This window comes from Haladaptatus sp. R4, assembly GCF_001625445.1.
Lineage (GTDB): Archaea > Halobacteriota > Halobacteria > Halobacteriales > Haladaptataceae > Haladaptatus.
The window spans coordinates 813577-839267 of the sequence record NZ_LWHG01000021.1 but is presented as its reverse complement, the minus strand read 5'-3'; the positions used below and the strand labels follow the sequence as shown (position 1 = coordinate 839267).

The window sequence follows — 25691 nt, the reverse complement described above, 5'->3', positions numbered from 1 at the left end:
GAATGGGGTATCCGTGGATGGAACGGTTGCATCGGGTGGGAATGGATCGCAGGAGAGCACCGAGAGTAGAGACAGAAAAGAGGGGGCAGGGCACTCGCTTGTACGTCAGTTGGACAGCAGTCGGCCTGTAAATCGGCCTCCTCGGGCGTGCGCTAGGCTTCCCATGAGAGGTCGACGCCGAAGTCGGACCATATCCACGCGTTATCGTTCTCGGGGTCGTATAATTCGACCCCGCCGTCGATTTCGCGTTCCAGGCAGTCGTCCCATTTCTTGGTGTTCTCTTGCACCATGTGGGTATGTCGAATTGCAGTACCGTATTGGTATAAGTTTTCTCCCAACTGCGCGTTTCTCCGCTTTCTATCCTCCTAAGTATTACATCTTCGAACAAGATTGGGTGTTTTCTGCCATCACCTCGTCTAATCCGGCTCAGAATTTGAAAGTGAATTTCCACAATCGGGACATTTATCATCAACAATCGTCACCTGCGCGTCGCATGCCGGACAAAACTCCAGATAGCAGGCCCGTTCTCCCATGACAGTATCTACCACGACAGTGCGTAAATGGCTTGTGTCGCCTGCCGATGCAGGTGTGAGGGATTCTGGTCGATTCGTCTTCCCTCCGGCGGATTTCGAAATCCTTTTTTGTACCATCCGCCTTTTCCAGAATGAGCCGCCTTAGCTCAGACTGGGAGAGCACTCGACTGAAGATCGAGCTGTTCCCGTTCAAATCCGGGAGGCGGCATTTTTCTGCGAACAATGTGAAGCAGTGAAAATGCTCACGACCGGTTTGAACCCTGCAAGTCACAGCGCGCAGTGAGCGGAGCGAACGAGCAGGACTGTCTTGCTCCGGTTCAAATCCGGGAGGCGGCATAGTTCTTTCACACGATTTCCATTCGAGCTACCGCACTCGACTGAAGATCGAGCTGTTCCCGTCCCCGCGAGCGGAGTCCTCGTGAGCGAAGCGAACGAGGGCAGGGAAGACGCGGTTTGTCTTCCCGAGCGAGTGGGGGCACGGCGAGCTTTGCTCGCCGGAGGTTCAACTCCGAGAGGCGGCATTTTTCTGCGAACAATGTGAAGGAGCGAAGCGACTGAATCGTGAGCGGAAAATCTGCATCCGAGCGGATTTGAATCCTACCAGTCGCGCGCAGCGAAGCGAGCACGTCTGGTTTTTCTGGATGTAGTATCAATCGATGAGATATTTCTCGGGTTTCGTAGTGGGACAGTAGTATGGAACCTCCCGAAGGAATTCCCGGATTTGGTAGCGGCTGGTCGATAGTTGGTGCGTATATTAGAGGTATCCAAGGTCAGCTAGCCGGTCGTGAATGTCGATGTCATCAACTTGTCTCAACTCTTGGCTTGGGAAGTCGGATTTCAGTTCGTCGCACTTGGCCTTGTTATCGACCAATCGGAGCTCTTTCGGGTCGGATTCGAAATGATAGAGTTCCGATTCCCAGTCTCGATTGGGATATTCGACGTATTTGTAACCGTCGTATCTGACCCCACGCTGCCAGTTCGCCTCCCCTCGGAGACTCGCACCGCAGGCTCGAATGTATGCTGGTCGGTCCTGTATGGAATCTGCTGGCAGTAAGGATTCACCGATGAGTGAAGGTGACGATTCGATCCCGAAGTAGTCTAGCAGCGTCGGGAGTACGTCGATTTGTCGACATTGTGTGTCCACAGTTGCACTCTCTACGTCGGATCCGACGAGCACAAGCGGAACGTTGGACATAAAATCGAGAACCGTTTCTCCATGCCCTCCTTCGAGGTAGTGGTCGCGGAAATCGGGGGCAAACCGGTCCATGAATCTGTTGATGTGCCGTTCCAACCGTCGTGTGTCGATGCCTCGTTCATATCGCGCCGTATCGCGGAGTCTCTTCAAGGCGGTTTGGGTCGCGGTGGTTCGACTGGTAAGAGATTCACCGTGGTCGCCGTGGAGAACGATGAGCGTATCATCGGGTATCTCATTGACGAACGATTCCAGCGCTCGGTCAAGCGCACTGAGCATTCGTGCATACGGTGTATCACCATAGGTTGGCTCGTCGAATTGTTCCGGCACATCGATCGGAGTATGAATTTCCCAGAGATGAAGGTAGAGTGCAAACGGTTCGGACAGAGATTCGAGATTCTCCACAGCCGTTTCGTGCCAGTCGTTAGTGAGAAGTTCGTCCTTGTCTCGGTACCAGAAGTGGTCGAAGCCGCGTTGTATCCCTGTTTCTTCGACTAACGGTCCGGTGGCCATTGCAGCAGTCTCAAAACCAGCATCGCCGAACAGTTCGGCTAACGTGGATACCTCGGGATCGAGGCCGCACTGTCTCAGAGAGTTGACACCGTTGTATTCGGAGTACGTCCCCGTCAATATGCTTGCGACCGATGGTGTCGTCGTCGTCGCCGTCGAGAACAGTTCAGTGTATATCGTCCCTCTGTCGAGCAATGAATCGATAAATGGCGTGTCACTATGGTTTTCCGAGAGGAAATCTCGCCGGAGGCAATCGATACAGATAAACAGCAGATTTTGATCCATGACTCTCGTATAGTACGGCTCCGTATAATATTGTTGAAGCGGACAGTCATCATATTGTCATTCTAAATTACTGATTCTAGCCATATCTCCTACGAACCGACGAATGTCACGTCGTTCATACCCGGCGACTGACTTGCTCGGAGATAATTGGCCTCCGAGCCATCTATCCATCTTTGGACAACTGTGTTTCCGTGGCTTCGGAAGGTATCTTCCTCGACCACAGTTCGAAGCTACCGTTTTTTGCTCGATGCGGGTCAATTATCGTGTATGGACTCTGGGGTATCCCTCACCAGAACGAATATCGATGGATACGAAGACGAGTTGCGCGAACTGCTTTTGGACTACTTCGCCAGCGCGGACGAACAGGGGAGGGAGTGGTTCGACGATGATGATTTCGGTGCCGACGCCGAACGGCTCGTGGCCGACGACATCGGGCGACTCGAATCGACGACGCTGACCGAACCGCTCTTTCTGGCGCTGGACGACGGCCGAATCGTCGGATCGGTGCAACTGAAGCGATTGGACGAGACGACCGGGGAGGTGAAACGACTCTACGTGAAACCGGCCGACCGGGGTCAGGGAATCGGTCGGAGACTCGTGGACGAAGTATTGGTGGAAGCGGTTTCGGACGGCTTCGAGACGCTCCGGTTGGGTGTGGCCCCGTACCACGAGCGCGCCCAGTCGTTGTATCGCGACCTCGGGTTCGAGTTCACCGAACCGTACGGGAAATCCCAGACTCCGGCGGAAATCCGGGACGACTGGAACTTCATGGCGCTCTCGATCGTGGACTGACGGCACGTGATTCGTTCGACGACGAAATGGGGTCATCTGGTGCCGACCAGCGAGTAAAACAGGAACACGAGGCCCAGGCCGACGAGTGCCGACTCGCTCGTGTGAAGGGCGAGTATTTCGGTCGCGTCGAGTTCCTGTGTCCGCTTTACGAGCAGTTCGTAAACGAGGTCGATCAACGAGCCGAACGCGATGAGACCGAATCCGAGTACCGCGTATCGGAACGACCCTCCTCCCACCCGTTGGGATGCTCTGTAACTCAGATACGCGAGTATGGTGCCGATGAGGAAGACGAACACGTTCGTCAGGACGAACGCCCAAAATATCGTTCCGTTCACCATGAGTACCTTCCTCTGGATCGGGCGGAACGCATGTCAGTTGTCCCCCGTCTCCGACTGTCCAAGCTTGGTCCACGCGGAAACGAACCGGTCGATGAGGTCCTCCTCGAACCGGATAGTGACGACGAACTCGTCACCGCGGATGTCGAAGCAGATACGGTCCATGTTCGTCCGGTAGGTGTTGTAGTGGTTTCCCCCATTGTCGATGACCATCCGCTGTTCGAGGAGGTCGTACTCCTGAAGTTTGTTTATCCGCCGATAGACGGTCGGCTTCGACGCATCACACTCCCGAGCGAGTTGCCCTGCGGACATGGCTGTCGAACTGCTCAAGAGGAGGATGTCCCTCGCGGTCTCGCTGGCGAGAACGTCGAAGATGTCGTCCGGCCCCCACTCCTTACTCACGGACGAAAGTACGGTCCCGCGGGATAAAAATGTCAGCTGTACCGTTCGTCAATTCCTCGGCGTTACGAGCCACGTTGTCACCCGATTTCGGGTTCCGAAACTGTGGGTCCGTTTTAATCCCGTGGGGGACCATAGGTGTCTATACTGCAGGACGAGTTGGGAATCGAACGAATTCGTCTCGATGCTCGACTCGCTGATGAACGATAAGTGAGAACCATGAAAGAGTCACCAACCGAGATACCTTCCGATTCGACCGAGATATCGAAACAACGCGACTACGAACGCACCATCGACGCCAACGAGTCCGTCTGCGAAGCCGTGGTATCAGCAATCACTGCGTTGGAAAACGTCGATATAGCTGATCTCGAACCGCTGTACTCTGCCGTCGATGGGGATGCTCTCGAACGGGTAACCTCGTCGAATTCGGTATCGTACGTTTCGTTCGACTACGTCGGATACCGGGTCGAAGTACACGACGGGTCGCGCGTGGTCATCTCCCTCAAGGAGTGAACTATCGTACTCAAGGAGTGAACTATCGTATTCGGTTGTTGCTGTGAACGACCGTCGAACACCCCTCTTTCTTACCGCATTTGAAAGGAACTTTTACTTTCGATTCGAAACACCCTCTGTGGACTCCCGTTTCCCGAACCCGGCTCGATTGATCATTCTCGGCATCGGTCTCTCGCTCTCCCGTCTCGGCCTCGTCGAACCGAAAAACGTGCGGCGAACGACGGATCTGGCGTGGCCCCGTATCGTTACCGGTATCGCTCGCATGTCGAAAAACGCCGTCGACGTGGCGTTCGTCGGCATCGCTATCGGTCCCGCGGCCATCGCTGGTGTCGGCTTCGCTTCGCCGTTCTGGGGGATGGCGTTCTCGCTCGGCGGGGGATTCGCGGGCGGAACGATCGCACTCGTTTCACAGCGCTACGGGGCGGGAGCGTACGAGGAAATGGGCCAAGCGATTCGGTCGAGCGCGGCGCTCGTCTTGTTGGTTTCTCTCCCCGTCGCGGCCGTCTTCTGGTTGTTTTCCTCGGAACTCATCTCGTTGATCACCGACAAACCGGCCATCGTCCGATTGGGCACGACGTATCTTCACATCATCTCGGTGGGTGTCCCACTCGCGTCGCTCAACCTCGTCGCGAGTCGGATCTACATCGGTGCCGACGACGCGTGGACCCCGATGGTGATCCGTGCGGGCGGTGCCGTGAGCAACATCGTTCTGAGCGCCGTCTTCGTCTTCGGGTTCGGATGGGGTGTCGCCGGTGCGGCGTGGGGGACCCTCCTCTCGAACATCGTCGTGACAGTCGCGTTCGTCGTCGGCGTCGTCGCCGGTCGCCTTCCGGGAATGGGTGACCTCCCCGTGAAGGTGGACCCCTTCGGAACGTATCTCGACGTGGAAACGTTTCGGCAGTTGGTCCACATCGGCCTTCCGGTCGTCGGTCGGAACATGGTGTGGACGGTCGCCAAATTCCCGATGCTGGCCATCGTGAACCTGTTCGGTCCGAGCGTCGCCGCCGCCTACGTGATCAGTCGACGGATTTGGGGTCTGATGAACACGCCCGGATGGGGATTCGGGCTGGCATCGAGCAGCCTCGTCGGGCAGGAACTCGGGGTCGGGAACGAACGAACCGCCGAGACGTACGCCCGCGACGTCGTCCTCTTCTCGGTAGCCACGTACTTCGTCGCGGCCGCCATCGTGTTCGCGTTCGCCAAACCCATCGTGCTTCTGTTCGTCTCCGACCCAGGTGATCCGTCGGTATCGACGGCGGTTTCGCTCGTGTACGTCTCCTGTTTCGCCATTCTGGCGCAGGGTGTCAACGGTGCGGTTGCCGGTCCGCTTGACGCCAGCGGTGACACCCGCTGGCCCTTCTTCGCCCAAGCGGCCGGGATGTTCCTCTGTTCGATTCCGGCGGCGTATCTCGGTGCGACGATACCGGCGATCGGAATCGCCGGACTGTATCTGTCGTACATCGCCGAAACGACGGTTCCCGCGGTGCTCAACTATCACCGGTTCTCGACCGGTCGGTGGAAGGTCATCAGTCGAAACTTCCGACCGGAAGCGACGTATGCCGACGACTGAACGGTCGCGATGCCGTCGTCGGAGACTCTTTTACCCGTTGCGACCGTAGTTCCCTCGAAAACCGGGGGGACTCATGATGCACATCTTCCGTCCAGTGCGGGCGTTCCTCGCCCGGCAGCGACATCCGGTCGTCCTGTTCACGTACGGACTCGCAGCGCTCGCGTGGCTCCTTCTCGTGACCCGTAGCGTTCCCATGCCCGGGGCAGACATGGTCATGCGGATGTCGGCACCGGGGATGCCGGAGGCCATGGCCCTGTCGGGCGGACTCCTCGGCGTCGGTCTCTACCTGCTCGTGTGGGGGGCGATGATAACGGCGATGATGTACCCGTCGTCAGCAAACGCGTTTCGGGCGTACTACGAGGCAAATCGGGACACGACGAGCGGCCGGAGGAAGACAGCCGTCGTCGCCACGATGGCCACGTACACGTTCGTCTGGGTTCTCACCGGTTTGGTGCCGCTCGGCGTCGCCCTGGTGATTCCCATCGCCACCCTCACACCCGGAAACTGGACGCTCCTCCTGGCAGTCACGTTGTTGTTGCTATCGGCCTATCAACTCACCTCGCTCAAGCGCCACCACTTGGATCACTGTCGTTCACCCGAGCGCGATTTTGCGGGTGGAACGAGTGGGATTCCGAACGCGGTTCGGTCGGGGTGGCGACTGGCACTCGACAGCATCGGCTGTTGCTGGGCGTTGATGGCGCTCATGATCGTCGTCGGGTCGATGAACCTGCTTTGGATGGCCGCCCTCACCGTGCTGATCTCGGCCGAAATACTGGCACCCGGCGGGGAACGACTGGCCAAGGGCATCGGCGTGTTGTCCGGTCTCGGTGGAATCGGTGTGGTGATCGTGGGAGCGATGTGACGACTCGGGCTTGCATATTCGCCCACAAACCGTAACCATGGTCCGCTCGAACCCTCTGTCATGAGACTATCCACACCAGTTCTCGCCCTCGGAGTCGTACTGTTCTTCCTCCCGATCCCCGGGACGTTCATCGCCGGTGCGCTCGTTCTCATCGCGGGTGCGGTCGCGCGATGGCTCGGCGAATAACGCCGTTGTTCGTGGTAACACCACTCTCGGAAGTATTATCTATGGGGCACCACTCCATACAATAGCAATGGCGAAAGGCAAAGTTGATTTCTTCAACGACACTGGCGGCTACGGTTTCATCTCGACGGACGACGCGGACGACGACGTTTTCTTCCACATGGAGGACGTGGGTGGCGCTGACCTCGAAGAGGGACAGGAAATCGAATTCGATATCGAACAGGCCCCGAAAGGCCCCCGAGCGAAGAACGTCACCCGTCTGTAATCGGGCGACACTTTTGCGAGCACTACTGTAACATCCATATTTTCTGCACACAGAACGGCTAGCGACGCGACCGGTTCGTGTGTGATTCACCCGTCGAATAGCCCGACCGTTTGCACATCAAACCCGACCGTTTTTGCGCATCAAACCCGACCGTTTTTGCGCATCAAACCGCCACGGTTTTCACTATACAGCACAATATTCACCCTATCGTAGAAACGGCGAGCTACGTCATCGACCCATGACAACCAACGAATCAGACGAACCATCGAACAACAGTGGTACAGAGATCGGAGCGGGATTGTTCGAGGAGAACATGGGTCCGAGTTCGGCGCTCGCACACATGTATCGTGGAGAAATCCACCGCATGAAGTTCTGGCGCGAGCGCCTCGACCGGACGAGCAATTGGGCGATAACGTTGATGGCGGCCATCCTGACGTGGGCGTTTTCGAACCGGACCAATCCCCATTACATCGTCCTCCTCGCTATCATCACGGTGAGCATCTTCCTGCTCATCGAGGCCCGCAGGTACCGCGCCTACGACATCTGGCGGTCTCGGGTCCGCATGCTCCAGCAGAACGTCTTCGCGTTGGCGCTCGACGACTCGAAAGGCGTGGTGGATGAGGACTGGCGGCAAAAGCTGAGCGAGGACTACCGGAAACCGAAAATGAAGGTGTCCCTGGAGGAGGCGCTGGCCCACCGACTGCGTCGGGTGTACGCCCCGTTGTTTTGCATTCTGCTCCTCGCGTGGGTGTTCCAGTTGACGGCCTACACGCCGTCGGCGAAGTGGCCCCACTCGGCGGCGATCGAAATGGTTCCCGGTACGGTCGTCACCGGTCTCGTCGTGGCCTTCTACGCGGGAATATTCGTCATCGCCTATCGTCCTCGGACGTGGCACATCAACGGCGAAATCCTGCCGAGCGACGTGACCGGATGGGACTACTCGCGGGACTGATACCCCTTCTTCGCCGTGAAATCACCCCGATTGTGGATTTTCGATGTGAACGGGAATTCTACCGTCAGGTGGGAGAGCGGCGTTTGGAAAGGGAAAGCAACGGTTGGAGAGGGAAAGCGACGGTTGGAAAACGCGGGCCCCGAACTGAACGCGTTCACTCCACGAAACCGGCCCGTTCGATTTCAATCCCTTTCCCTCGATAGCCGCGCGAGCAGCGTCTCGACGGTTTCGGCGAGCAAGGTGGTGCCGAACAGCGCGACCAGCACCGCCCCCGCGGCGTCGAAAATCAGGTCGAGGATGGTGTCGCTCAGGCCGTACTGGATGAGGACGGGTTTCACGCCGATGAATCCGGCGCTCGCTCGCGCCGTGAACTCCAGCACTTCCCAGATCACACCGGCGGCGAGCGTGAACAGGAGGGCGTAGACGAACATGAATCGCGGCGGGAAGTAGACGGCGTCGGAGTGTTCGTCGAAGGCCCGTGCAGTCGCGTAGCCGACGCCAGCGACGAGCGTCGCCGAGAGCAGGTGCGTGAGGTGGTCCCACCACCAGACCTCGTCGTATAACCCGAGCATGCCGATGGCGTGGAGGAAGACGGCGACGGTGATCCACAGCGTCAGCGTCGGACTGAGCGAGAGGCGGTAGTCCCGCTTCAGCACGCCGGGGAGGAACGTCACCCCGAGCGCGAAGCTCCCGTTTATCAGCACCCCGACATTCCGCGTCACGAGGCCGACGAACGCGACGCTGGCGATGGCGAACTGCAGGAATCGGACGAGGCGATACGAGGAGAGATCGATCTCCATCGTTGCTCGATAGGTGACGTGGGCAGTAAACGCTGGCTATCCGTTCGTCTCCCGTAAATATGCTTCGTGATACCATACAACAGGCCGACAGGTGTTTATGCAAACATTGCCTATCGATGTTACTCATGATGGCAACGACCCACGCCCTCGTCGGCGTGCTACTCGGGAGCGTCTCGCTCTTCGTCGCGCCGGAGTTGGCTCCGGTCGCGGTTCTCGCGGGATTCGCTGGCGGCGTGTTTCCGGACTTGGACCTGTACTCGGGTCACCGGAAGACCCTGCACTTCCCGGTATACTTCTCGATCGCGGCGGTTGCAACGCTGGCGATCGCAGCGGTCGTGCCGACAGCGTTGACGTTCGCCGTCGGGTTCTTCCTCCTCGCGGCGGCGGCGCACTCCGTTTCGGACGCGTTCGGCGGCGGCTTGGAACTCAAGCCGTGGCTCGGCCAGTCCGAGCGTGCGGTGTACGACCACTTCCGCGGTCAGTGGATTTCCCCGCGTCGCTGGATTCGCTACGACGGTGCGCCGGAGGACTTCGCGCTCGGATTCGCGGTCGCACTGCCCAGCCTCGTGCTCTACGACGGAACGATTCAAACGCTCGTGGTCGCCGCAGTCCTGATTTCGGGCGTCTACGCGCTTCTACGCAAGCCTCTCGTGCGAATCGCGGAATGGATGGTCGGGCAGATTCCCGACCACCTGCTGGCGTACGTTCCCGACCGCTTCGTCGGGGATTTCGTCTAGCCAGCGGCGAACGCGCTTCGAAGGGTTTATTCACGCCCTGACCCACAGATTCGGTAGTAACCATGTCCGACAAACCTGCCTCGATGTACCGGGCCATCGACAAGCCTTCGTACACACGACGCGAATACATCACCGGAATTCCGGGTTCGAAGATCGCACAGCACAAGATGGGCGAAGTGGACAGCAACGAGGACGACTACCCAGTTCAGATCTCGCTTATCGTCGAAGAGGAGTGCCAGATTCGCCACGGCGCACTCGAAGCCTCCCGCCTTTCGGCGAACCGCTTCCTTCTCAAGAACATCGGCGAAACCGGCTACAAGATGATCCTCCGCAAGTTCCCCCACCAGGTCCTGCGCGAGAACAAGCAGGCGACCGGTGCGGGTGCGGACCGTGTTTCCGACGGAATGCGACAGGCGTTCGGTAAGCCGGTCGGAACGGCAGCACGAATCGCCAACGGCGATCGAGTGTTCACCGCGTGGTGTACCGTGGACGACGCACCCCTCGTGAAGGACGCGTTCCGCCGTGCGTACAACAAGATTTCGCCGCCGTGCCGCGTCATCGTGGAACGTGGCGAAGAAGAACTCGTCAGCTAAATCCGATTCGTTGTTTTCGCCAGTCACGCGCAAGAATCGAACGCGCTGTTCTTCTGTTTCCCGACCCGCTCAGCGTCGTGCTTCCAGTTCTTCGCGCAAATCCGCCGGTTCCATATCTTTCATCGAGAGCAGGACGAGCAGGTGGTAGATGACGTCCGATCCCTCGTAGGCGATTTCCTCGTGGTCGTCGTCCTTGGCCGCGAGGATGAGTTCCGTCATCTCCTCGCCCAACTTTTCGAGGACGGCGTTTTCGCCCTTCTCGTGGGTGAATAGCGATGCGGTGTAGGAATCTTCCGGAAGCGTTTCCTTTCTGTCTTCGATGACCTCGAACAGGTCGTCCAGCGTGTCGTTCATGGACCGATTTGAGCTACGTCCCGAATGTCTTGAAGGTCGTCGAACTGTGCTCGCTCTTGGTGTCCGTGTTCGAACACTTCGTCGGCGACTTCGATCGGCGTGTTGGTGCGGGAGGCCAACGCAAGCGAATCGCTGGGACGGGCGTCCACGACTTCGTGGCCGCGTGGCGTCTGGATGTGAAGGTCGGCGATGTAGGTGTTGTCGTCCAGTTCGGTGACGACGACGCGTTCGACGCGTCCGCCGAGTTCCTCCATCACGTCGAGGAGCAAGTCGTGCGTCAGTGGCCGCCCGATGTCCTCGGCTTCCATCCCACGGGCGATGCTGATTCCCTCCTCGAATCGGATAAAAATCGGGAGCACGTCGTCGCCGTGGTCGGGCGAGAGGACGACGACTGGAAGCGGCCCCTCTCCCGTCGGGGCGACACGTACTGCATCGATTGAAACGTCCATGGGGAGCAGAAGGTTCCCAGCGGCAAAAACTTGCTTACCGTCGGCGAAAATCGCTACTCGTCGCGGAAAAACGCGAGTTCGTGAATTCGGTCGTCGGGCGTCAACTCCGGATGGAACGACGTGCCGACGACCGGCCCGTCCTGCACCGCGACCGGTCGTCCGTCCCACTCGGCGAGGACGGTCGCCGACCCGACCTCGCTGATGAGCGGCGCACGGATGAACACGGCGGGGAACGGGTCGTCGAGTCCGGTCACGTCGAGCGGCGCTTCGAAACTGTCCTTCTGGCGGCCGAACGCGTTTCGCTCGACGTTCACGTCGAGTAGGCCGAGGTTTTCGACCCGCTCGTCACCGGCGTCCTCGGCGGCGACGATGAGACCGGCACACGTCGCGAGAATCGGTTTCCCGGCCTCGACGTGGGCCTGTATCTCGGGGGCGATTCCTTCCGATTGGAGGAGTCGGGAGATAGCGGTCGATTCGCCGCCCGGCATGCAGAGAAGGTCACAGTCGGGGACGATACCGGACTGTCGGATTTCGGTGACGGAAACGGACTTCCCGTGGGCGGTTCCGGCCCGTCGAATCGCGTCGGCGTGTTCGCTCACGTCGCCTTGAACGGCGATGACGCCAGCGTTGAGACTCATGGCCGATTCTTCGAAGCAGGTCGGGAAAAGGGCCTCGTTATATCGCGAGGTAGTTCAGGACCAAGATTGCGACGCCGAAGAAGACGCCGAACGCGACGACCGATCTGGGGTCGATTCGAATCGCGTTCCGGTCTTCGGCATCGAAATATCGAACGAGTCCGGCGCTGGACATCAGCCCACCGGAGTTTTGACCACTGCTCATAAGTTGGGTTCCGGGAGCGGACGGGGTAAACCTTTCGCAACGAGAACGTTTTCCGGCCGTGGACGGGACGGGGTGAAACCGAAGCGGGAACGGGTTGCCACCCGTTCACATCATCCCCTAATCCATTTATCGGATACGGGAAACGTTCGTTTATGGACGAACAGATCGCGTCGGCGCTCGGCGACGCGTTTTCCGGACGGGACGTGGAAGCGGTACACCCCTCCGGCCCGTCGTGGAACGAGCAGAACCGGACGGTCGATATCGAATTTTTGGACGGGGAACGGGTGTATCTGAAGATGGCCAACGACGCTGACGGAACTCGAATCGCGCGCGAACGGGGCGTCATCGACTACCTCGGTGCCAATCGCGTCGTCCCCGTCCCGGACGTGCTGGCGAGCGAGACGACGGGAGACGTTCCGTACCTCGTGACGGCACCGGTGGACGGGGAGAACCTGCTCGGCCTGTGGTCGGACGCGAGCGTGAGCGAGCGGGCGGAACTGGCTCGACGGGTCGGAATCGCCCTGGCGACCGTCCACTCCTGCCGGTTCGAGAACCACGGCCACGTCGTCGGTGGCGACGAGGACGGACTCGAACTCGAAACGGAACCGTGGACGGACGTGCTGGTCGGACGGATGACCGAGATGCGCGAGATCGCGTCCTCCGACCGCTTCGATCACTATTTCGACGAGGTTGTCGAAGCCGTCGAATCGAATCGGGAACTGTTGGATGACACACCCGTCGTGCTCCTCCACGGCGACCCCGCCCGTCCGAACTGCTTTTTGTGCGAGGACGGAATCGGCTTTCTCGACTGGGAGATAGCACACGTCGGCGACCCGGTTCGGGACGTGGAGCGGACCCGAAACCTGCAAATCGAATCGCTCCGCTCCGACGGTTCGGAGGAAGTCGTTGCCGCGTTCTACGACGGCTATCGGGAGCGGGCCGGTGGTCTCCCGGACGGAATCGAGGACCGACGGCCGGTATACGACGTCGTTCGATTTCTCGACCACACCGGCGTGTTCGACAAATGGGCCGCGTTCCTCGACGAGGACACGGAGGAACTCGCCGACTGGACGAAGGGCGAAATGGAGCGACGGCTGGCGAAAATTCGGTGACGGCGGTCCGCCGACTGCGGCTTGCTGGCGGCGGTTCGCTGACGATTGGGTGATGACAACTGGCGGCAGAGGTGGTTGCGGAAGAAACCCTTATGCACGCGGCGAGTGAACTTCACAACAGAAACGCATGACCGTGAAATTACTCGACTTCTACGCAGATTGGTGTGGTCCGTGCAAAACGCAAGATCCGATTCTTGAGGACTTGGAGGAGGACTGGGACGAAAGCGTCGAATTCGAGAAAGTTGACGTGGACGAGCATCAGGATATCGCCAACGAGTATCAGGTTCGCTCGATTCCCACCATCGTCATCGAGGACGACGAGGGCGTCGTCGAACGCTTCGTCGGCGTCACCCAGCGCGACGACTTGGAGCGCGTTCTCGAAGAAGCGGGCGCGTAAGTCCGTCGAAAATCAGTTTTTGTCGCGTGCGAACTCGACCAGCGAACGCTATTCGAACCGAATGCCGACGTCGTGCAGCCCCTCGTTTTCGAGCGCGAGGTTGATGAGCAGCGGCGTCACGCTCTCGACTTCCGCGCTGTTCGCGATGCCACCGGCGTCGAGCGCTCTCAGTCCCTCGATTTCCTCGGCGAGTCGCCGAATCATCTCCTTTGCGTCCTCGTCGTCGCCGACGATCAGCGTGTCCTGTTCGATGTCGAGTTCGAGGTCGGCAAGCCTGTCGGCCGAGAGGCCGTGGAACGCGCCGACGACCGGAATCCCGTCGGGTGCGGTGTCCGCGACGAGTTCCGTGATGCTCCCGACTTTCGGCGGCTTGTAGTGAAAGCCGGAGTCGTCGCGGTTCATCCCGACGGCGGGCGTGACGAGCACGTCCACGTCGTCGAGTCGGTCGGCGACGGATTCGACCGTGTCGCGGATGTGGAACGGCGGGACCGCGAGGACGACGATGTCCCCGCGCTCGGCGGCCATGCCGTTCTTGAAGCCGTTGATGGAGCGCGAGACGCCGAGGCTGTCGAGTTCGGTTTCGTACTCTTCGGCCTTCGCGCGGGCTTTCGCGGGGTCGCGCGAACCGATCACGATTTCGTGGTCGGTGTCGAACGCCCAGCGAAGCGCGAGCGCCTGTCCGATGTCGCCGGTTCCTCCCAAGAGTGAGATTCGCATACAGGGGTGTCTTCCGGCGGGCGGTTAAGTTCTCCGAAACCCGCACTTATCGGGGGCAACCGACGAACTCCCGCACGGTTTCGCCCTCGGTCCGTGAACGATGGTGAGGCCGAAACGCCTTTGCGTCCCCGGGTTACGAACCCCTACAGAATTTCCGCCGCCACAACCGCTTTTTCCCTTCTACCCTTTGCAGAATATACGATGACATACGACGCCGACAGCGACGGAATTCCGAAACTGGGTATCGGGACGTGGGAGAACACGGACGGCAACGAGTGTGCACACAGCGTCGAGTACGCCCTCGATTTGGGCTACGAACACGTCGATACCGCCCAGGCCTACGGCAACGAGGAACACGTCGGGCAGGGAATCACCGACTCGTCGGTGGACCGCGAGGACTTCTTCCTCGCCACGAAGGTTTGGGCCGACAACCTCGAACACGATGACGTGCTCGAAACGACCGAGGAGAGTCTGAAAAAGCTCGGAACGGACTACGTGGACCTGCTCTACATCCACTGGCCCGCCCGCGAGTACGACCCCGAGGAGACGCTCGCGGCGTTCGACGAACTGTACGACGAGGGCAAAATCGAACACGTCGGCGTGAGCAACTTCCAACCGGAGCAGTTGGACGAGGCGGCCGAAATCCTCGACGCGCCCATCTACGCGAATCAGGTCGAGATGCACCCGCTTCTGCCGCAGGACGAACTCGTCGAGTACGCACAGGAGAACGACATCACGCTCGTCGCGTACTCGCCGCTCGCCCGTGGCAAGGTGTTCGACGTGCCCGAACTGACCGAGATTGCGGAGAAACACGGCGTCAGCGAAGCGCAAGTCAGCCTCGCGTGGATCACGTCGAAGGACAACGTCGTCGCCATCCCGAAGGCAACTAGTGAAAACCACATCGAGGACAACTACGCCGCCCTCGACCTCGAACTGGACGACGAGGACATCGAAAAGATCGACGACATCGACAAGACGGAGCGGCAGGTCGACCCCGACTTCGGGCCGTGGAACTGAACCGCTGAAATCGACACGTAGCTGAAACGAACTCGTTTTTCGACCCCGCATCGGGGAAACTATGAGCTCCGAGGTTCATCTCCGGAATATGACCGACCTCGTGACATTCGGCGAGACCATGTTGCGCCTCTCGCCACCCGACCGCGAACGAATCGAGAGCACGTCCACCCTCGAACTCCGTGCCGCAGGTGCGGAGAGCAACGTCGCCATCGCCGCCCATCGCATCGGAGCGGAGACGATGTGGACGTCGAAACTCCCCGACTCGCCGCTCGGACGCCGCGTCGCCGCCGGACTCCGCCAGTACGGCATCGAGACCGAAATCGAGTGGAGCGACGAGGGCCGACAGGGAACGTACTATCTGGAGTTCGGAACCGACCGCGCGGGACCAACGCCATTTACGACCGCGCCGACGCCGCCGTCACGACGGCGACGCCGACGACGTGCCGCTCGACCGGATTCGGGATGCCAGCATGTTCTACACCAGCGGCATCACGCCCGCGCTGTCCGACACGCTCGAATCCACCGTGGACGAGGTGCTCGCGGAAGCACAGGACGCCGGGACGACCACCGCGTTCGACGTGAACTACCGCTCGAAACTCTGGTCGCCCGCCGAGGCGCGCGCGTCGCTCACCGAACTGTTCCCCCGAATCGACGTGCTCGTCACCGCCGAGCGCGACGCCCGAACCGTCCTCGATCAGTCGGGCGACGCCGCGGACATCGCCCGCGACCTCGCCGACGAGTGGGACTTCGACACCGTCATCGTCACCCTCGGAGCGAACGGCGCGCTGGCGCTCCACGACGGCGAAATCCACGAACAGCCCTCGTTCGAGACCGACACCGTGGACCCCATCGGCACCGGCGACTCCTTCGTCGGCGCGTTCCTCGCCCGCAGGCTGGCGGGCGAACCGGTCCCGACCGCGCTCGAATACGGCGCTGCGACCGCCGCGCTCAAACGGACCATCCCGGGCGACGTGGCCGTCGTAACGCGGGAGGAAGTGGAGAACGTGATGGACACCGAAGGGCGGGAGATTTCGAGATAACGAGCGAGACGGACGGATTCGTCGCTGAACGGTATTTCGGGCCATCACCGGAGTTGTTGACGGAGTTCTCGTTTTGCACCTGTTCTGTTTTACTGTGAAATGTGCCCTCAGTCGGACTAATCTACTCACCTCTGTCGATCGTTGGGACTACTCGGTAGGTTACTGCCGCTCCCTCCGTGGGTGATCGAATCCGGACAACGATATGAGAGGGTGGATCGGGATCAGGAGGAGCCACGAGGATTCGGCGAGCCGGATACTGAGGAAAGAGATTCCTATTGAGACGATGAACACCATCGGGACGGCCCCGACTCGACGACCGATGTATTGGACCGCCCGGGTGTCGATTGCCGGTTGGACGAGGTCCTTGATCTCGGTGGTGTAGTACCAAATTCCAAGCAGCATCATCCCCGCGATAGCCATGTGGCATGCGTACCAGATGACGACCAGTCTTCGGCCGCTATAGCGGCCGAGGAGCGCCGACGAGAACGGGACGAGCGAGACGAACAGCAAGAAGAGCAAGTTCAGCGAGAGGAGCCGCCGGGAACAGCTCTCGATGTACGTGAAGAGGCGGTGGTGGGTGAGCCAGAACGTCCCGATAGCAAGGAAACTGAGTCCGAAACTCACGAACTGCGGCAAGAGCGCGAGCAGTTCTTCGGCGAGCACGGCGTTTGGCTGCGTGGCTGGTACTTCGGGGACGCCGATATCGATCACGAGGAGTGTAATCGCAATGGCGAAAACGGCATCGCTGAAGAATACGAGCCGCTCGGGGTCCTGTTCTCTGACGAACCAATCCGGATAATTCGGTTCTACGAGCGTCAGTAACCGACCAAAGAGATTCATATCCGGAATCTCAAATCGAACTGACTAAACTACTCTGAATAAGACGGTTTCCTCGCTTCGGTTCACCTGTCCCCCGCTACTACTGACGCCGCAGCTTCCACGGTGACGGCAGGGTCCGTCGTACCTCTTTTTTTGAAACCAGGGGCCGCTGGTCAGTCGGCAGTCAGTCCTTTCGCGAGTGCGGGAATGAGGAGGTCGTAGAGGGTTGAACTATCCGACGCCTCGGCGTCCGTATCGTGGATCTGTTCCGTGAAGTGGACGACCGCTTCGAGCGCTTCCAGGATATAGAACAGTTGATCGACGGTGAGATCGTGGAACCCCTCTCCCGTCTGTTCCCGGAGGGCGTCGAGGATCGGCCGAAGCCGGGAGACGGATCGCTCGTGCTCGGCATCCAATTCGTCCTGGTCGAACCGTCGGTCATGTGACTTCATGAGATCGTGCGTGTCGGCTTCGGAGAAGAGGTCGTCCTCGACCTCGCGCGTCCACGTCGAGAAGAGCCGTTCCAGCGCTTCTATTGGATCGGTCACTCCTTCGAGTTCGTCTTCGATGCGGTCGAAGCGGCGATCGTGCTCGCGGAGGAATAGTTCGAGGAAGAACTCGGACTTCGAGTCGAAGAACCGGTAGAACGTCCCCTCGGCGATGCCGACTGGCTCCGTGATGTCCCCAATCGTCGTCTTCTTGAACCCGTACACGCTGAGGAGTTTGCGTCCGGTATCGAGGAGTTCACTCCGAATCTCATCTCGCTCCTCGTCGGTGAAATTTCGCATGGTCGGACATCGACGCTATGAATATATGAGGATTATGCTCATGGTTTTGAACCTATGAGCGTAATCTATATACATTCATAGGCTCATGGCTGAGGTATGGAACGAAACAAAACCGATGCCTTGGTGGCAGACAGTGTCCACGTGACGTACGCGGACGGCACGGACGCGGTCCGCGGCGTCGACCTCCGGATTCCGAAGGGTGAATTCTTCGGATTCCTCGGACCGAACGGAGCAGGGAAGACGACGACGATCAAGACGCTAACGACGCTGCTCCGTCCGACGTCAGGGACTGTGACGGTCAACGGTCATGATACCGTGACGGAGTCGCGGGCGGTCCGGAAGTCGATCGGCTATATGGCCCAGGAGACGAGCGTAGATCCCCTCCTCACCGCCCGCGAGAACATTCGGTTCGCGTGTGAGGCATACGGCGTCCCGAAGAACGAGCGCGACGAGCGCGCGGACGAACTCCTCTCTCTCGTCGATCTAGCCGATGTCGCCGACAAGGGGGCCGAGAAGTTTTCCGGCGGGATGAAGAAGCGACTCGACATCGCGACGGCGCTCGTCCATCGCCCCTCGCTCGTGTTCCTCGACGAACCGACCACCGGTCTCGACCCGAAGGCCCGGATCGACCTCTGGGAGTACTTCCGCGAGATAAACGAGCGAGGAACGACGGTCTTCCTCACGACGCAGTACTTGGAGGAAGCCGACCAGCTCTGCGACCGACTCTCCGTCATTCAGGACGGGAAGATCGTCGCAACTGACTCGCCGCAAGCGCTCAAATCGCGCGTCGGCGGCGATATCCTTGACGTTACCTTCGAGGAGACCAGCGACGACGAGCTCGCGCGTGCCCGCCAAGTTGTTCGAGAGTCTGGTATCCTCGATAACGCGACGGTCGAGACGGCCGCCGACGGAATCAGTGTCACCGCCGCAAACGCGCGGCGTGAGGGCACCGACCTGCTGGTCACGCTCCGCGACGCCGGGTTCATCGTGGTCGGGTTCGACATCCGCTCGCCCACCCTCGACGATGTCTTCCTCGCCATCACCGGAGAACACGCCGAGGACGGTGTCACCGAGGAGACGGCTACTTCCGCTGAGAGCGCTGCGACAGAGGTGCGCCCATGAGCACAATCAACGAGGGACTCTCCGCTCCGGGGAACGGCTTCCTCAGCGATACTTGGGTAATCCTCAAACGATGGTTGGTGATCAAGTCGCGCGATCCGATGGTCCTAATCTTCACGCTCTTCCAGCCAGTCGTCTTCCTCGTGCTGTTCTCGCAGGTGTTCGGCGGGGCGACCAGCAGCGCGTGGTCGGGGTCACTCGGCGGGGACGTTGATTACGTCACGTATCTCATCCCGGCCATCGTCATCCAATCCGCATTCTTCGCCGCTGGTCACTCCGGCGTCGGCCTTACCGATGACATGGAGACCGGAATGCTCGATAAGATCTTCGCCTCACCGATCCATCGAGGCGCGGTCATCCTCGGGAAGACGCTCGCGGAGGTCGCACAGATAGTCGTGCAGACGCTCATCATCCTCGTGCTCGGCTACGTCCTCGTGTGGCTCGGCAACGGTGGCACAGTAGGAACGTACGTCGCCACGGGTTTCCTCGGCGCGCTCGGCATTATCGCCGTCGCGATGGTGTTCGCGGTCTGGTTTGCGGCCCTCTCGAACATTATCGCCGCCGCGACCGGGGACGGCGAAGGGACCGCCACAGCGATGATGCTGCTCCAGTTCCCGATGCTGTTCCTCTCCAGCGCGTTCCTCCCGCTTGACGCACTCCCTGACTGGGTACAGATCGTCGCGAAGTTCAACCCCTTCACCTACGGGACCGATGCCGCCCGTGCCCTCATGCTCGGGCCGCACGTCTCAAGTACGATTACTCTCTCCAGCTTCGACGGGGTCTGGAGTACTGTCGTTCCCGCAGTTGTCATCCTCGGTGTCCTCGACATCGTACTTGGTGTAATCGCGGTTCGCGTCCTGACACGGACGCTCCAGCCATAGGGACTTCCCCTTGAGGATCTCCTCGCGGTTCTGTACCGGGTCCCTCGGCTTGAGCTGAGATTTTCACCTGAGGACGTGAATCACACGGAACTCCCCGGTCGAACAGGCTGACGATGTTGTCTCCCGAAACCAGTCGTTTTCTCCCTCGCCTAAACCACTAACCTCCCCGACGACTAATCGACCCGTATGGCAACGCACGTCGTCATCGTCGGGGCGTATGGAAGCGCGGGGGTCGCCGTCGCACAGAGCTTGGCCGAGGACCCGAGCGTCCGGTTGACGCTCATCGACGACGGCGACCCCCGCGGTGGGCTGTGCATTCTGCGCGGCTGCATGCCGTCGAAGGAGGTGCTGTCGGCGGCGGCCCATCGGTATCAGGCGCGCCACGACCCGCGGCTTTCGGGGACGCCCGAGGTGGATTTGGAGTCGGTGGTGGACCTGAAGGACGACCACGTCTTGGGCTTCGCGGAGCATCGCCGCGCGGCGGTGCACGACCTCGCGGAGGAGGAGAACGTGGAGTTCATCCACGACACCGCGCGGTTCGTCGACGACCATACGGTCGAAGTCGGTGATCGAGAAATCGAGGCGGACTACGTCGTCGTCGCCACGGGGTCGAAAGTAAACGTTCCCGACCTCCCGGGGATGGACGAAGTGGAGTACATGACCAGCGCGGACGTGCTGGACGCGACGGCGTTCCCCGACTCGGGAATCGTGATGGGGTTCGGCTACACCGGTCTCGAACTCGTGCCGTACCTCAGCGAGGCGGCCGGAATGGACCTCACCGTGATCGAACACGACCCGCGGCCGCTGGACGAGGGCGACGCGCCGTTCGGAGACGAAATCCTGGACATGTACCGCGAGGAGTTCGACATCGAAATTCTGACCGAGACGGAGGAACGGCGCGTCGAGTCCACGGGCGACGGGGTTCGATTACACGTCGAGCAAAGCGGCGAAACGAAACCCGTCGATGCGGACGAACTGATCCTCTTCACGGGACGAAGGCCGAACCTCGACGGACTCGGATTGGAGGACACCCCGCTGTCACCGGACGAGGGATGGGTCGAGGAGACCATGCAGGCCCGCGACGACCCGCGGACGTTCGTCGTCGGGGACGCGAACGGCAAGGAGCCGATTCTCCACGTCGCCAAGGAACAGGGCTTCAAAGCGGCCGAGAACATCCTCGCACACGCTCGCGGCGACGACCTCGAACCGTACGAGAACGTCCATCATCACGTCATCTTCTCCGGCGTCGGCGTGTATCCCTTCGCCAGAGTGGGCCTCTCGGAGGATGCGGCGGAGACCGAGGGCAAGGAGTACGTCGCCGTCTCCCGGCAGGCGTCGGACGACGGCGTGTTCAAGACCAAGCAAGCGTCGAGGGGGTTGGCAAAGCTCGTCGTTGATGCCGAAGCCGGGACCGTTCTCGGCTATCAGGGCCTCCACTACCACGCCGACGTGATGGCGAAGACGATGCAGGTCGTCGTGGAGCGCGGGATGGACGTGCGCGATATCCCGGACCGGGCGTACCACCCGACGACCCCCGAGATTCTGGACGGACTGATTCGGGACGCGAGCGAGAAGGTCGGGACGAACCGGTAGTTCACTGCGTCGATCGGTTCGACGAACACCTCGCATGCGGATCGGTCGAAGTCCCGTTTCTCCGGACGGGACCGCCCGCTGAACCTATCTGAGAGGTAAGGCTAAAAACCGGGGTGACATAGAAATAGATATGAAGGCCAAGCGGGAGTATCGGCGCCGTCCGGACACCGAGGTCCAAGTACTCGATGCCCTCGTGGACCGGAGCGAGGACGGAATGACGGTCTTCGAACTGCGGTCACACGTCGAGGCGGGTATCGACGAGTTGGAGGACGCGCTCGCAAACCTGAAACGGGACGGTCTCATCGAAGCGACGATGCGGAACGGGCGGACGCTCATCAAACCGGACACGAAGGTCGTTCCGGACCCCGAGGAGGAACCCGACGAACCGTCGTTCGTGGACAAGATCATCGAACGCCTGCCGCTGTAGTTTCGGACCACCGTTCCGGATTCGGCTTCGTGCTCCGGATTCGGCTTCGTGCTCCGTAATCGGTTCCGTGCCCCGCTTTCGATTTCACATGTCGTAGTCACTACCCAGCGTTCCGCATCCGACGTTTTTACTCCCCCGCGCACCCGACTACGAGTATGAGCCTCGAAACCGTACACGAAGACCACGGGGCGACGTTCTGTTCGGTCGGCAACCGCCGGGTGCCGCGCGACTACGGCAGACCCGAGCGGGCACACCGTGCAGTCAGGAACGGCGTCGGACTCACGGAGATGCCCTACGGCGTCCTCGTGGTCTCCGGCGACGATCGGATAGAGTACGTCGACAACGTCGTCTCGAACCGGATTCCGCGCGAGGACGGACAGGGAACCTACGCCCTCCTGCTCGACCCACAGGGGCGAATCGAACTCGACATGTACGTCTACTGTGCGGACGAACAACTCCTGCTCTTTCTCCCGCCCGGCGAAGCGACCCCGCTCGCCGAGCAGTGGCGCGAGAAGATATTCATCGAGGACGTGGAGATATCCGTCGCCACCGACCGGTTCGCCATCTTCGGCGTCCACGGTCCCTACGCGACCGAAAAGGTCGCCAGCGTGCTGAACGACGTGAGTACGCCGGACGAGCGCCTCTCGTTCAACAGGGGAAAGATGGCCGACGTGGGCGTGACGGTCATCCGCACCGACGCGCCGACGGGCGAGGAGGGCTACGAAGTCGTCTGTACGACCGGAACGACGACCGACGAGATGGACAGGGAATGGTCGAACGTCGAACTCGTCTTCGACACCCTGATCACGCGCGGGATGAACGCCGCTCCCTTCGGCCGGACGACGTGGGAAACCCTGACGCTCGAAGCGGGAACGCCGCTGTTCGAAGACGAACTGGCGGGCGAAATCCCGAACGTGCTCGGCCTGCGGAACGCGCTCGACTTCGAGAAGGGTTGTTACGTCGGACAGGAAGTCGTCTCGCGCGTCGAAAACCGCGGACGACCGAGTCGCAGGCTGGCGGGTCTGTTCCCCGACTCCCTCCCCGAAAGCGGCGCGGCGGTCTTCGACGGCGACGAATCCGTCGGCGAAGTCACCCGCGCCGTCGACAGTCCGTCCCTCGACCGACCCGCCGCGATGGCGCTGGTGGAGTACGACGTGGGGATGGATTCGGAACTGACCGTCCGCGTCGATGGAGACGAGGTGGCCGCGGAGATAGTTCCCCTGCCGCTCGTGGACGGGAGCGATCCGTCCGGACGTGCGCCGCAGTACGACTGAACGACGATTAAACGACGATCGACCGACGATTTTCTCAACGCCAGTGAATCGAACGCGACGACTGACCCCTTGTTCGTGGGTATTCGAATTTCCAGTAACACCACTGCGTACCCGTTGTGATCGTTCACAGCCATCTTCCTCAGCTCTGTTTCTGTCACTCACAGAGGGAAACGGTTTTCAACCACTTAGTAATATCACTAGGTGGTATGCACGGATTCGACGGCTTTGCGGACGTCAGCGAGGCGGAGGTCACACGAGCAATCGGCACCGCGTGGAGCGAAGAGTTCACCGAGTTCACCGACACCGAGGTCATCATCGTCGGCGGCGGGCCCGTCCGGGTTGGTCGCGGCGAAGGAACTCGCCGAGCGCGGCGTGGACACGATGGTCGTGGAGAAGAACAACTACCTCGGCGGGGGCTTTTGGCTCGGCGGGTTCCTGATGAACAAGGTGACGGTTCGCGACCCGTCACAGGACGTGTTGGACGAACTCGGAGTTCCATACGAGGAGTCGGACGAGGCCGAGGGTCTCTACGTCGCGAACGGCCCGCACGCCTGTTCCGCGCTCATCGAGTCGGCTTGCGCCGCCGGAGTGAAAATGCAGAACATGACCGAGTTCACCGACGTGGTCGTCCGCGAAGGCCACCGCGTCGGCGGCATCGTGATGAACTGGACGCCGGTCCACGCGCTCCCGCGCGAACTCACCTGTGTTGACCCCATCGCGGTGGAGTCCGACCTCGTCATCGACGCGACGGGCCACGAGGCGGTGGTCGTCTCGAAACTCCAAGAGCGCGGCGTCCTCGACGCGCCTGGTCTGGAGCACGCACAGGAGCACAACACCGGCATGGACAAATCCGGAGAGGGCGAGTACGGCGCGCCCGGCCACGACTCGCCGGGTCACGACTCCATGTGGGTCGCAAAGAGCGAGGACGAAGTCGTCGAACACGCCGGGAAGGTTCACGACGGGTTGATTTCCACGGGTCTCGCCACCGCGACGACTCACGGACTCACCCGCATGGGACCGACCTTCGGCGCGATGTTGTTGTCGGGTAAGCGCTCCGCGCAGGTCGCGCTGGACGAGTTGGAAGTCGGCGGCACGGTGGAGATGACGGGCAGTCCGTCACCCGCTGACGACTGAACCGAATCGAACGACGTCACCCGTTTATTCGAACGCGACCGGTCGAAACCGTTGTTCTCGATATATCGGTCTTCACGGCGAGAATCATCACTTGGCCGATTCGCATTCGCAAACTCGCTCCCGTTCGACGCGTGTCTATGCTATTCCCTCTGACCCCGGATTCGTCCATCGAACTCGGGATCGAATACGCCATATTCAATTTTTCCACTCCTAGAAATGTATATATGGTACAAACGTGTGTGTACTGACATGGCATACGGGGAAATATCGGACGAAAATTGGTCAAATTTGCAGAAATCTGGTGGCGTACTCTCACAGGTGTTCGACGAAACGACGAGTCGCATCGAACCGGGGGTCAAACACATAGAGATCGCGGAGTACGCTGAGACGCGAATACGTGAACTCGGCGGCGAACCGGCGTTCCCCGTCAACATCAACATCGATGAGGAAGCGTCCCACGCGATTCTAGGAGCGGACGACGACAGCACGTTTGGCGATGCGGACCTCGTCACGCTCGATATGGGCGTCCACGTCGATGGCTGGTGCTCCGATGCCGCCGTGACGGTCGACCTCTCGGGAGAACACGGCGACCTCGTCGCTGCCAGTGATGCCGCTCTCGATGCTGCGCTCGACAGCATCGAAGCAGGGGTTCACACCGGTACCGTCGGCCACGCTATAGAGCGAACGATCCGGGAGTCCGGATTTCGTCCGATAGTAAACTTGAGCGGACACGGACTCGGCCACTACGAGGCCCACACCGACCCGAGTCTCCCCAACGTCGGCAGTGACGAAGGAACCGAACTCGCCGAGGGTGACGTTTTGGCCGTCGAAACGTTCGCCACTACCGGCCGCGGCCGCGTAACGGAGGGGAGCGAGGAACGAATTTTCCGCCTCGACGACGACCGTCCGGTGCGGGACCGACGTGCCCGGGAACTGCTCGACACCCTCCGCGAAACCCGACAAAGTCTCCCGTTCACGACGAGGTGGTACGATATTCCGGGTCTCGATGTAACCGTCAAACGACTCGTGAACCGAGGGGTACTCAGGGCTGACCCGGTTCTCAAAGAGAAATCAGGCGCATTGGTTAGCCAGTCGGAGCACACCGTCGTCGTGACGGCGGACGGGTGTGAAGTAACGACACAGTGACCGTCGGATGCGATAGTCGGACGATACCCAATGTTCGTCAGGTACCGGCGTCATTCCGGGACG

General features: G+C 60.4%; 30 protein-coding genes, 1 tRNA gene and 2 pseudogenes. 21 read left to right on the top strand and 12 right to left on the bottom strand.

Annotated elements, in window-relative coordinates; all coding sequences use genetic code 11:
• Window positions 1-152: 152 nt before the first annotated feature.
• Window positions 153-290, bottom strand: coding sequence for a hypothetical protein (locus A4G99_RS25975; RefSeq protein WP_190303759.1), 138 nt, complete (start codon window positions 288-290; stop codon window positions 153-155).
• Between the two features lie 378 nt (window positions 291-668).
• Between A4G99_RS25975 and A4G99_RS13835 the strand changes: the two genes are divergently transcribed.
• Window positions 669-741 (top strand) — tRNA-Phe (locus A4G99_RS13835).
• Between the two features lie 546 nt (window positions 742-1287).
• Here A4G99_RS13835 and A4G99_RS13830 read toward each other — a convergent pair.
• On the bottom strand, window positions 1288-2520 hold the full coding sequence (locus A4G99_RS13830; protein ID WP_066144683.1) for a sulfatase: 1233 nt from the start codon (window positions 2518-2520) through the stop codon (window positions 1288-1290).
• A gap of 267 nt (window positions 2521-2787) precedes the next feature.
• Here A4G99_RS13830 and A4G99_RS13825 point away from each other — a divergent pair, with 267 nt between their 5' ends.
• Window positions 2788-3312, top strand: a complete 525-nt coding sequence (locus A4G99_RS13825) for a GNAT family N-acetyltransferase (RefSeq protein ID WP_066144680.1) — start codon at window positions 2788-2790, stop codon at window positions 3310-3312.
• Window positions 3313-3344: 32 nt separating this feature from the next.
• Here A4G99_RS13825 and A4G99_RS13820 read toward each other — a convergent pair whose 3' ends face one another.
• Window positions 3345-3650 carry a hypothetical protein gene (locus tag A4G99_RS13820; protein WP_066144677.1) on the bottom strand — a complete coding sequence of 102 codons (306 nt, stop codon included), beginning with the start codon at window positions 3648-3650 and terminating at the stop codon, window positions 3345-3347.
• A gap of 33 nt (window positions 3651-3683) precedes the next feature.
• Window positions 3684-4049, bottom strand: a complete 366-nt coding sequence (locus A4G99_RS13815) for a helix-turn-helix domain-containing protein (protein WP_066144674.1) — start codon at window positions 4047-4049, stop codon at window positions 3684-3686.
• Window positions 4050-4265: 216 nt separating this feature from the next.
• On the opposite strand from A4G99_RS13815, the gene A4G99_RS13810 reads away from it, so the two are divergent.
• The 6 genes from A4G99_RS13810 (at window position 4266) to A4G99_RS13790 (ending at window position 8391) form a co-directional block, all read left to right on the top strand.
• Window positions 4266-4559, top strand: coding sequence for a HalOD1 output domain-containing protein (locus A4G99_RS13810; protein WP_066144670.1), 294 nt, complete (start codon window positions 4266-4268; stop codon window positions 4557-4559).
• Window positions 4560-4677: 118 nt separating this feature from the next.
• The gene (locus A4G99_RS13805) at window positions 4678-6129 is read left to right on the top strand and encodes an MATE family efflux transporter (RefSeq protein WP_066144667.1); all 1452 of its coding nucleotides are present in this window, start codon (window positions 4678-4680) and stop codon (window positions 6127-6129) included.
• Window positions 6130-6202: 73 nt separating this feature from the next.
• Window positions 6203-6991: a DUF2182 domain-containing protein gene (locus A4G99_RS13800; RefSeq protein WP_223301878.1), complete on the top strand. Its 789-nt coding sequence runs from the start codon at window positions 6203-6205 to the stop codon at window positions 6989-6991.
• 60 nt (window positions 6992-7051) lie between these two features.
• Window positions 7052-7177 (top strand): hypothetical protein, encoded by a 126-nt coding sequence (locus A4G99_RS28785; protein ID WP_255359099.1) that lies wholly within the window; start codon window positions 7052-7054, stop codon window positions 7175-7177.
• 67 nt (window positions 7178-7244) lie between these two features.
• Window positions 7245-7439, top strand: a complete 195-nt coding sequence (locus A4G99_RS13795) for a cold-shock protein (protein WP_007979825.1) — start codon at window positions 7245-7247, stop codon at window positions 7437-7439.
• Between the two features lie 238 nt (window positions 7440-7677).
• On the top strand, window positions 7678-8391 hold the full coding sequence (locus tag A4G99_RS13790) for a DUF2270 domain-containing protein (protein WP_066144664.1): 714 nt from the start codon (window positions 7678-7680) through the stop codon (window positions 8389-8391).
• Window positions 8392-8573: 182 nt separating this feature from the next.
• Here the strand turns inward: A4G99_RS13790 and A4G99_RS13785 are convergent, their stop codons facing one another.
• A complete protein-coding gene (locus A4G99_RS13785) occupies window positions 8574-9191 on the bottom strand; it encodes a hypothetical protein (RefSeq protein ID WP_066144661.1) in 618 nt (205 codons plus the stop codon).
• A 125-nt stretch (window positions 9192-9316) separates the two neighbouring features.
• On the opposite strand from A4G99_RS13785, the gene A4G99_RS13780 reads away from it, so the two are divergent.
• On the top strand, window positions 9317-9928 hold the full coding sequence (locus tag A4G99_RS13780) for a metal-dependent hydrolase (protein ID WP_190303758.1): 612 nt from the start codon (window positions 9317-9319) through the stop codon (window positions 9926-9928).
• A 62-nt stretch (window positions 9929-9990) separates the two neighbouring features.
• Window positions 9991-10521: a 50S ribosomal protein L16 gene (locus A4G99_RS13775; protein ID WP_066144656.1), complete on the top strand. Its 531-nt coding sequence runs from the start codon at window positions 9991-9993 to the stop codon at window positions 10519-10521.
• Between the two features lie 69 nt (window positions 10522-10590).
• Here A4G99_RS13775 and hisE read toward each other — a convergent pair whose 3' ends face one another.
• Genes hisE through A4G99_RS13755 form a run of 4 tightly spaced genes read right to left on the bottom strand, consistent with a single transcriptional unit; the run spans window position 10591 to window position 12164 of the window.
• The gene (hisE, locus tag A4G99_RS13770; protein ID WP_066144653.1) at window positions 10591-10875 is read right to left on the bottom strand and encodes a phosphoribosyl-ATP diphosphatase; all 285 of its coding nucleotides are present in this window, start codon (window positions 10873-10875) and stop codon (window positions 10591-10593) included.
• The gene (locus tag A4G99_RS13765; RefSeq protein WP_066144650.1) at window positions 10872-11324 is read right to left on the bottom strand and encodes a bifunctional nuclease family protein; all 453 of its coding nucleotides are present in this window, start codon (window positions 11322-11324) and stop codon (window positions 10872-10874) included. The genes hisE and A4G99_RS13765 overlap by 4 nt, the downstream gene beginning before the upstream one ends.
• 53 nt (window positions 11325-11377) lie before the next feature.
• Window positions 11378-11962 (bottom strand): pyridoxal 5'-phosphate synthase glutaminase subunit PdxT, encoded by a 585-nt coding sequence (gene pdxT / locus A4G99_RS13760; protein WP_066144647.1) that lies wholly within the window; start codon window positions 11960-11962, stop codon window positions 11378-11380.
• A gap of 37 nt (window positions 11963-11999) precedes the next feature.
• Window positions 12000-12164 carry a preprotein translocase subunit Sec61beta gene (locus A4G99_RS13755; RefSeq protein ID WP_066144645.1) on the bottom strand — a complete coding sequence of 55 codons (165 nt, stop codon included), beginning with the start codon at window positions 12162-12164 and terminating at the stop codon, window positions 12000-12002.
• A 152-nt stretch (window positions 12165-12316) separates the two neighbouring features.
• Between A4G99_RS13755 and A4G99_RS13750 the strand changes: the two genes are divergently transcribed.
• Together A4G99_RS13750 and trxA are read left to right on the top strand one after the other, a co-directional pair.
• The gene (locus A4G99_RS13750) at window positions 12317-13276 is read left to right on the top strand and encodes a phosphotransferase family protein (RefSeq protein WP_066144641.1); all 960 of its coding nucleotides are present in this window, start codon (window positions 12317-12319) and stop codon (window positions 13274-13276) included.
• A gap of 127 nt (window positions 13277-13403) precedes the next feature.
• Complete coding sequence (gene trxA / locus A4G99_RS13745) at window positions 13404-13673, top strand: thioredoxin (protein ID WP_066144638.1); 270 nt, start codon at window positions 13404-13406, stop codon at window positions 13671-13673.
• 48 nt (window positions 13674-13721) lie between these two features.
• Here the strand turns inward: trxA and npdG are convergent, their stop codons facing one another.
• Complete coding sequence (gene npdG / locus A4G99_RS13740) at window positions 13722-14390, bottom strand: NADPH-dependent F420 reductase (protein ID WP_066144636.1); 669 nt, start codon at window positions 14388-14390, stop codon at window positions 13722-13724.
• A gap of 201 nt (window positions 14391-14591) precedes the next feature.
• Here npdG and A4G99_RS13735 point away from each other — a divergent pair, with 201 nt between their 5' ends.
• Together A4G99_RS13735 and kdgK1 are read left to right on the top strand one after the other, a co-directional pair.
• A complete protein-coding gene (locus A4G99_RS13735) occupies window positions 14592-15407 on the top strand; it encodes an aldo/keto reductase (RefSeq protein ID WP_066144633.1) in 816 nt (271 codons plus the stop codon).
• 88 nt (window positions 15408-15495) lie between these two features.
• Window positions 15496-16447, top strand: a pseudogene (gene kdgK1 / locus A4G99_RS13730) (bifunctional 2-dehydro-3-deoxygluconokinase/2-dehydro-3-deoxygalactonokinase).
• A 159-nt stretch (window positions 16448-16606) separates the two neighbouring features.
• On the opposite strand, the gene A4G99_RS13725 reads toward kdgK1, so the two are convergent.
• Entirely contained in the window at window positions 16607-17287 is a 681-nt protein-coding gene (locus A4G99_RS13725) for a TMEM175 family protein (RefSeq protein WP_066144630.1), read from the bottom strand.
• A gap of 152 nt (window positions 17288-17439) precedes the next feature.
• A complete protein-coding gene (locus A4G99_RS13720; RefSeq protein ID WP_066144625.1) occupies window positions 17440-18054 on the bottom strand; it encodes a TetR/AcrR family transcriptional regulator in 615 nt (204 codons plus the stop codon).
• Window positions 18055-18150: 96 nt separating this feature from the next.
• On the opposite strand from A4G99_RS13720, the gene A4G99_RS13715 reads away from it, so the two are divergent.
• The 7 genes and pseudogenes from A4G99_RS13715 (at window position 18151) to map (ending at window position 25628) form a co-directional block, all read left to right on the top strand.
• Window positions 18151-19176 (top strand): ATP-binding cassette domain-containing protein, encoded by a 1026-nt coding sequence (locus A4G99_RS13715; protein ID WP_066144619.1) that lies wholly within the window; start codon window positions 18151-18153, stop codon window positions 19174-19176.
• On the top strand, window positions 19173-20054 hold the full coding sequence (locus tag A4G99_RS13710) for an ABC transporter permease (protein ID WP_066144616.1): 882 nt from the start codon (window positions 19173-19175) through the stop codon (window positions 20052-20054). Before A4G99_RS13715 ends, A4G99_RS13710 begins: the two co-directional genes overlap by 4 nt.
• A 186-nt stretch (window positions 20055-20240) precedes the next feature.
• Complete coding sequence (locus A4G99_RS13705; protein WP_066144613.1) at window positions 20241-21647, top strand: NAD(P)/FAD-dependent oxidoreductase; 1407 nt, start codon at window positions 20241-20243, stop codon at window positions 21645-21647.
• Between the two features lie 130 nt (window positions 21648-21777).
• Window positions 21778-22074 carry a DUF6432 family protein gene (locus tag A4G99_RS13700; RefSeq protein WP_066144610.1) on the top strand — a complete coding sequence of 99 codons (297 nt, stop codon included), beginning with the start codon at window positions 21778-21780 and terminating at the stop codon, window positions 22072-22074.
• A gap of 155 nt (window positions 22075-22229) precedes the next feature.
• Window positions 22230-23348, top strand: a complete 1119-nt coding sequence (locus tag A4G99_RS13695; protein WP_066144607.1) for an aminomethyltransferase family protein — start codon at window positions 22230-22232, stop codon at window positions 23346-23348.
• A gap of 206 nt (window positions 23349-23554) precedes the next feature.
• Window positions 23555-24482 (top strand): annotated as a pseudogene (locus A4G99_RS13690) (sulfide-dependent adenosine diphosphate thiazole synthase).
• A gap of 249 nt (window positions 24483-24731) precedes the next feature.
• Window positions 24732-25628 (top strand): type II methionyl aminopeptidase, encoded by an 897-nt coding sequence (gene map, locus A4G99_RS13685; RefSeq protein ID WP_066144604.1) that lies wholly within the window; start codon window positions 24732-24734, stop codon window positions 25626-25628.
• Window positions 25629-25691 lie beyond the last annotated feature (63 nt).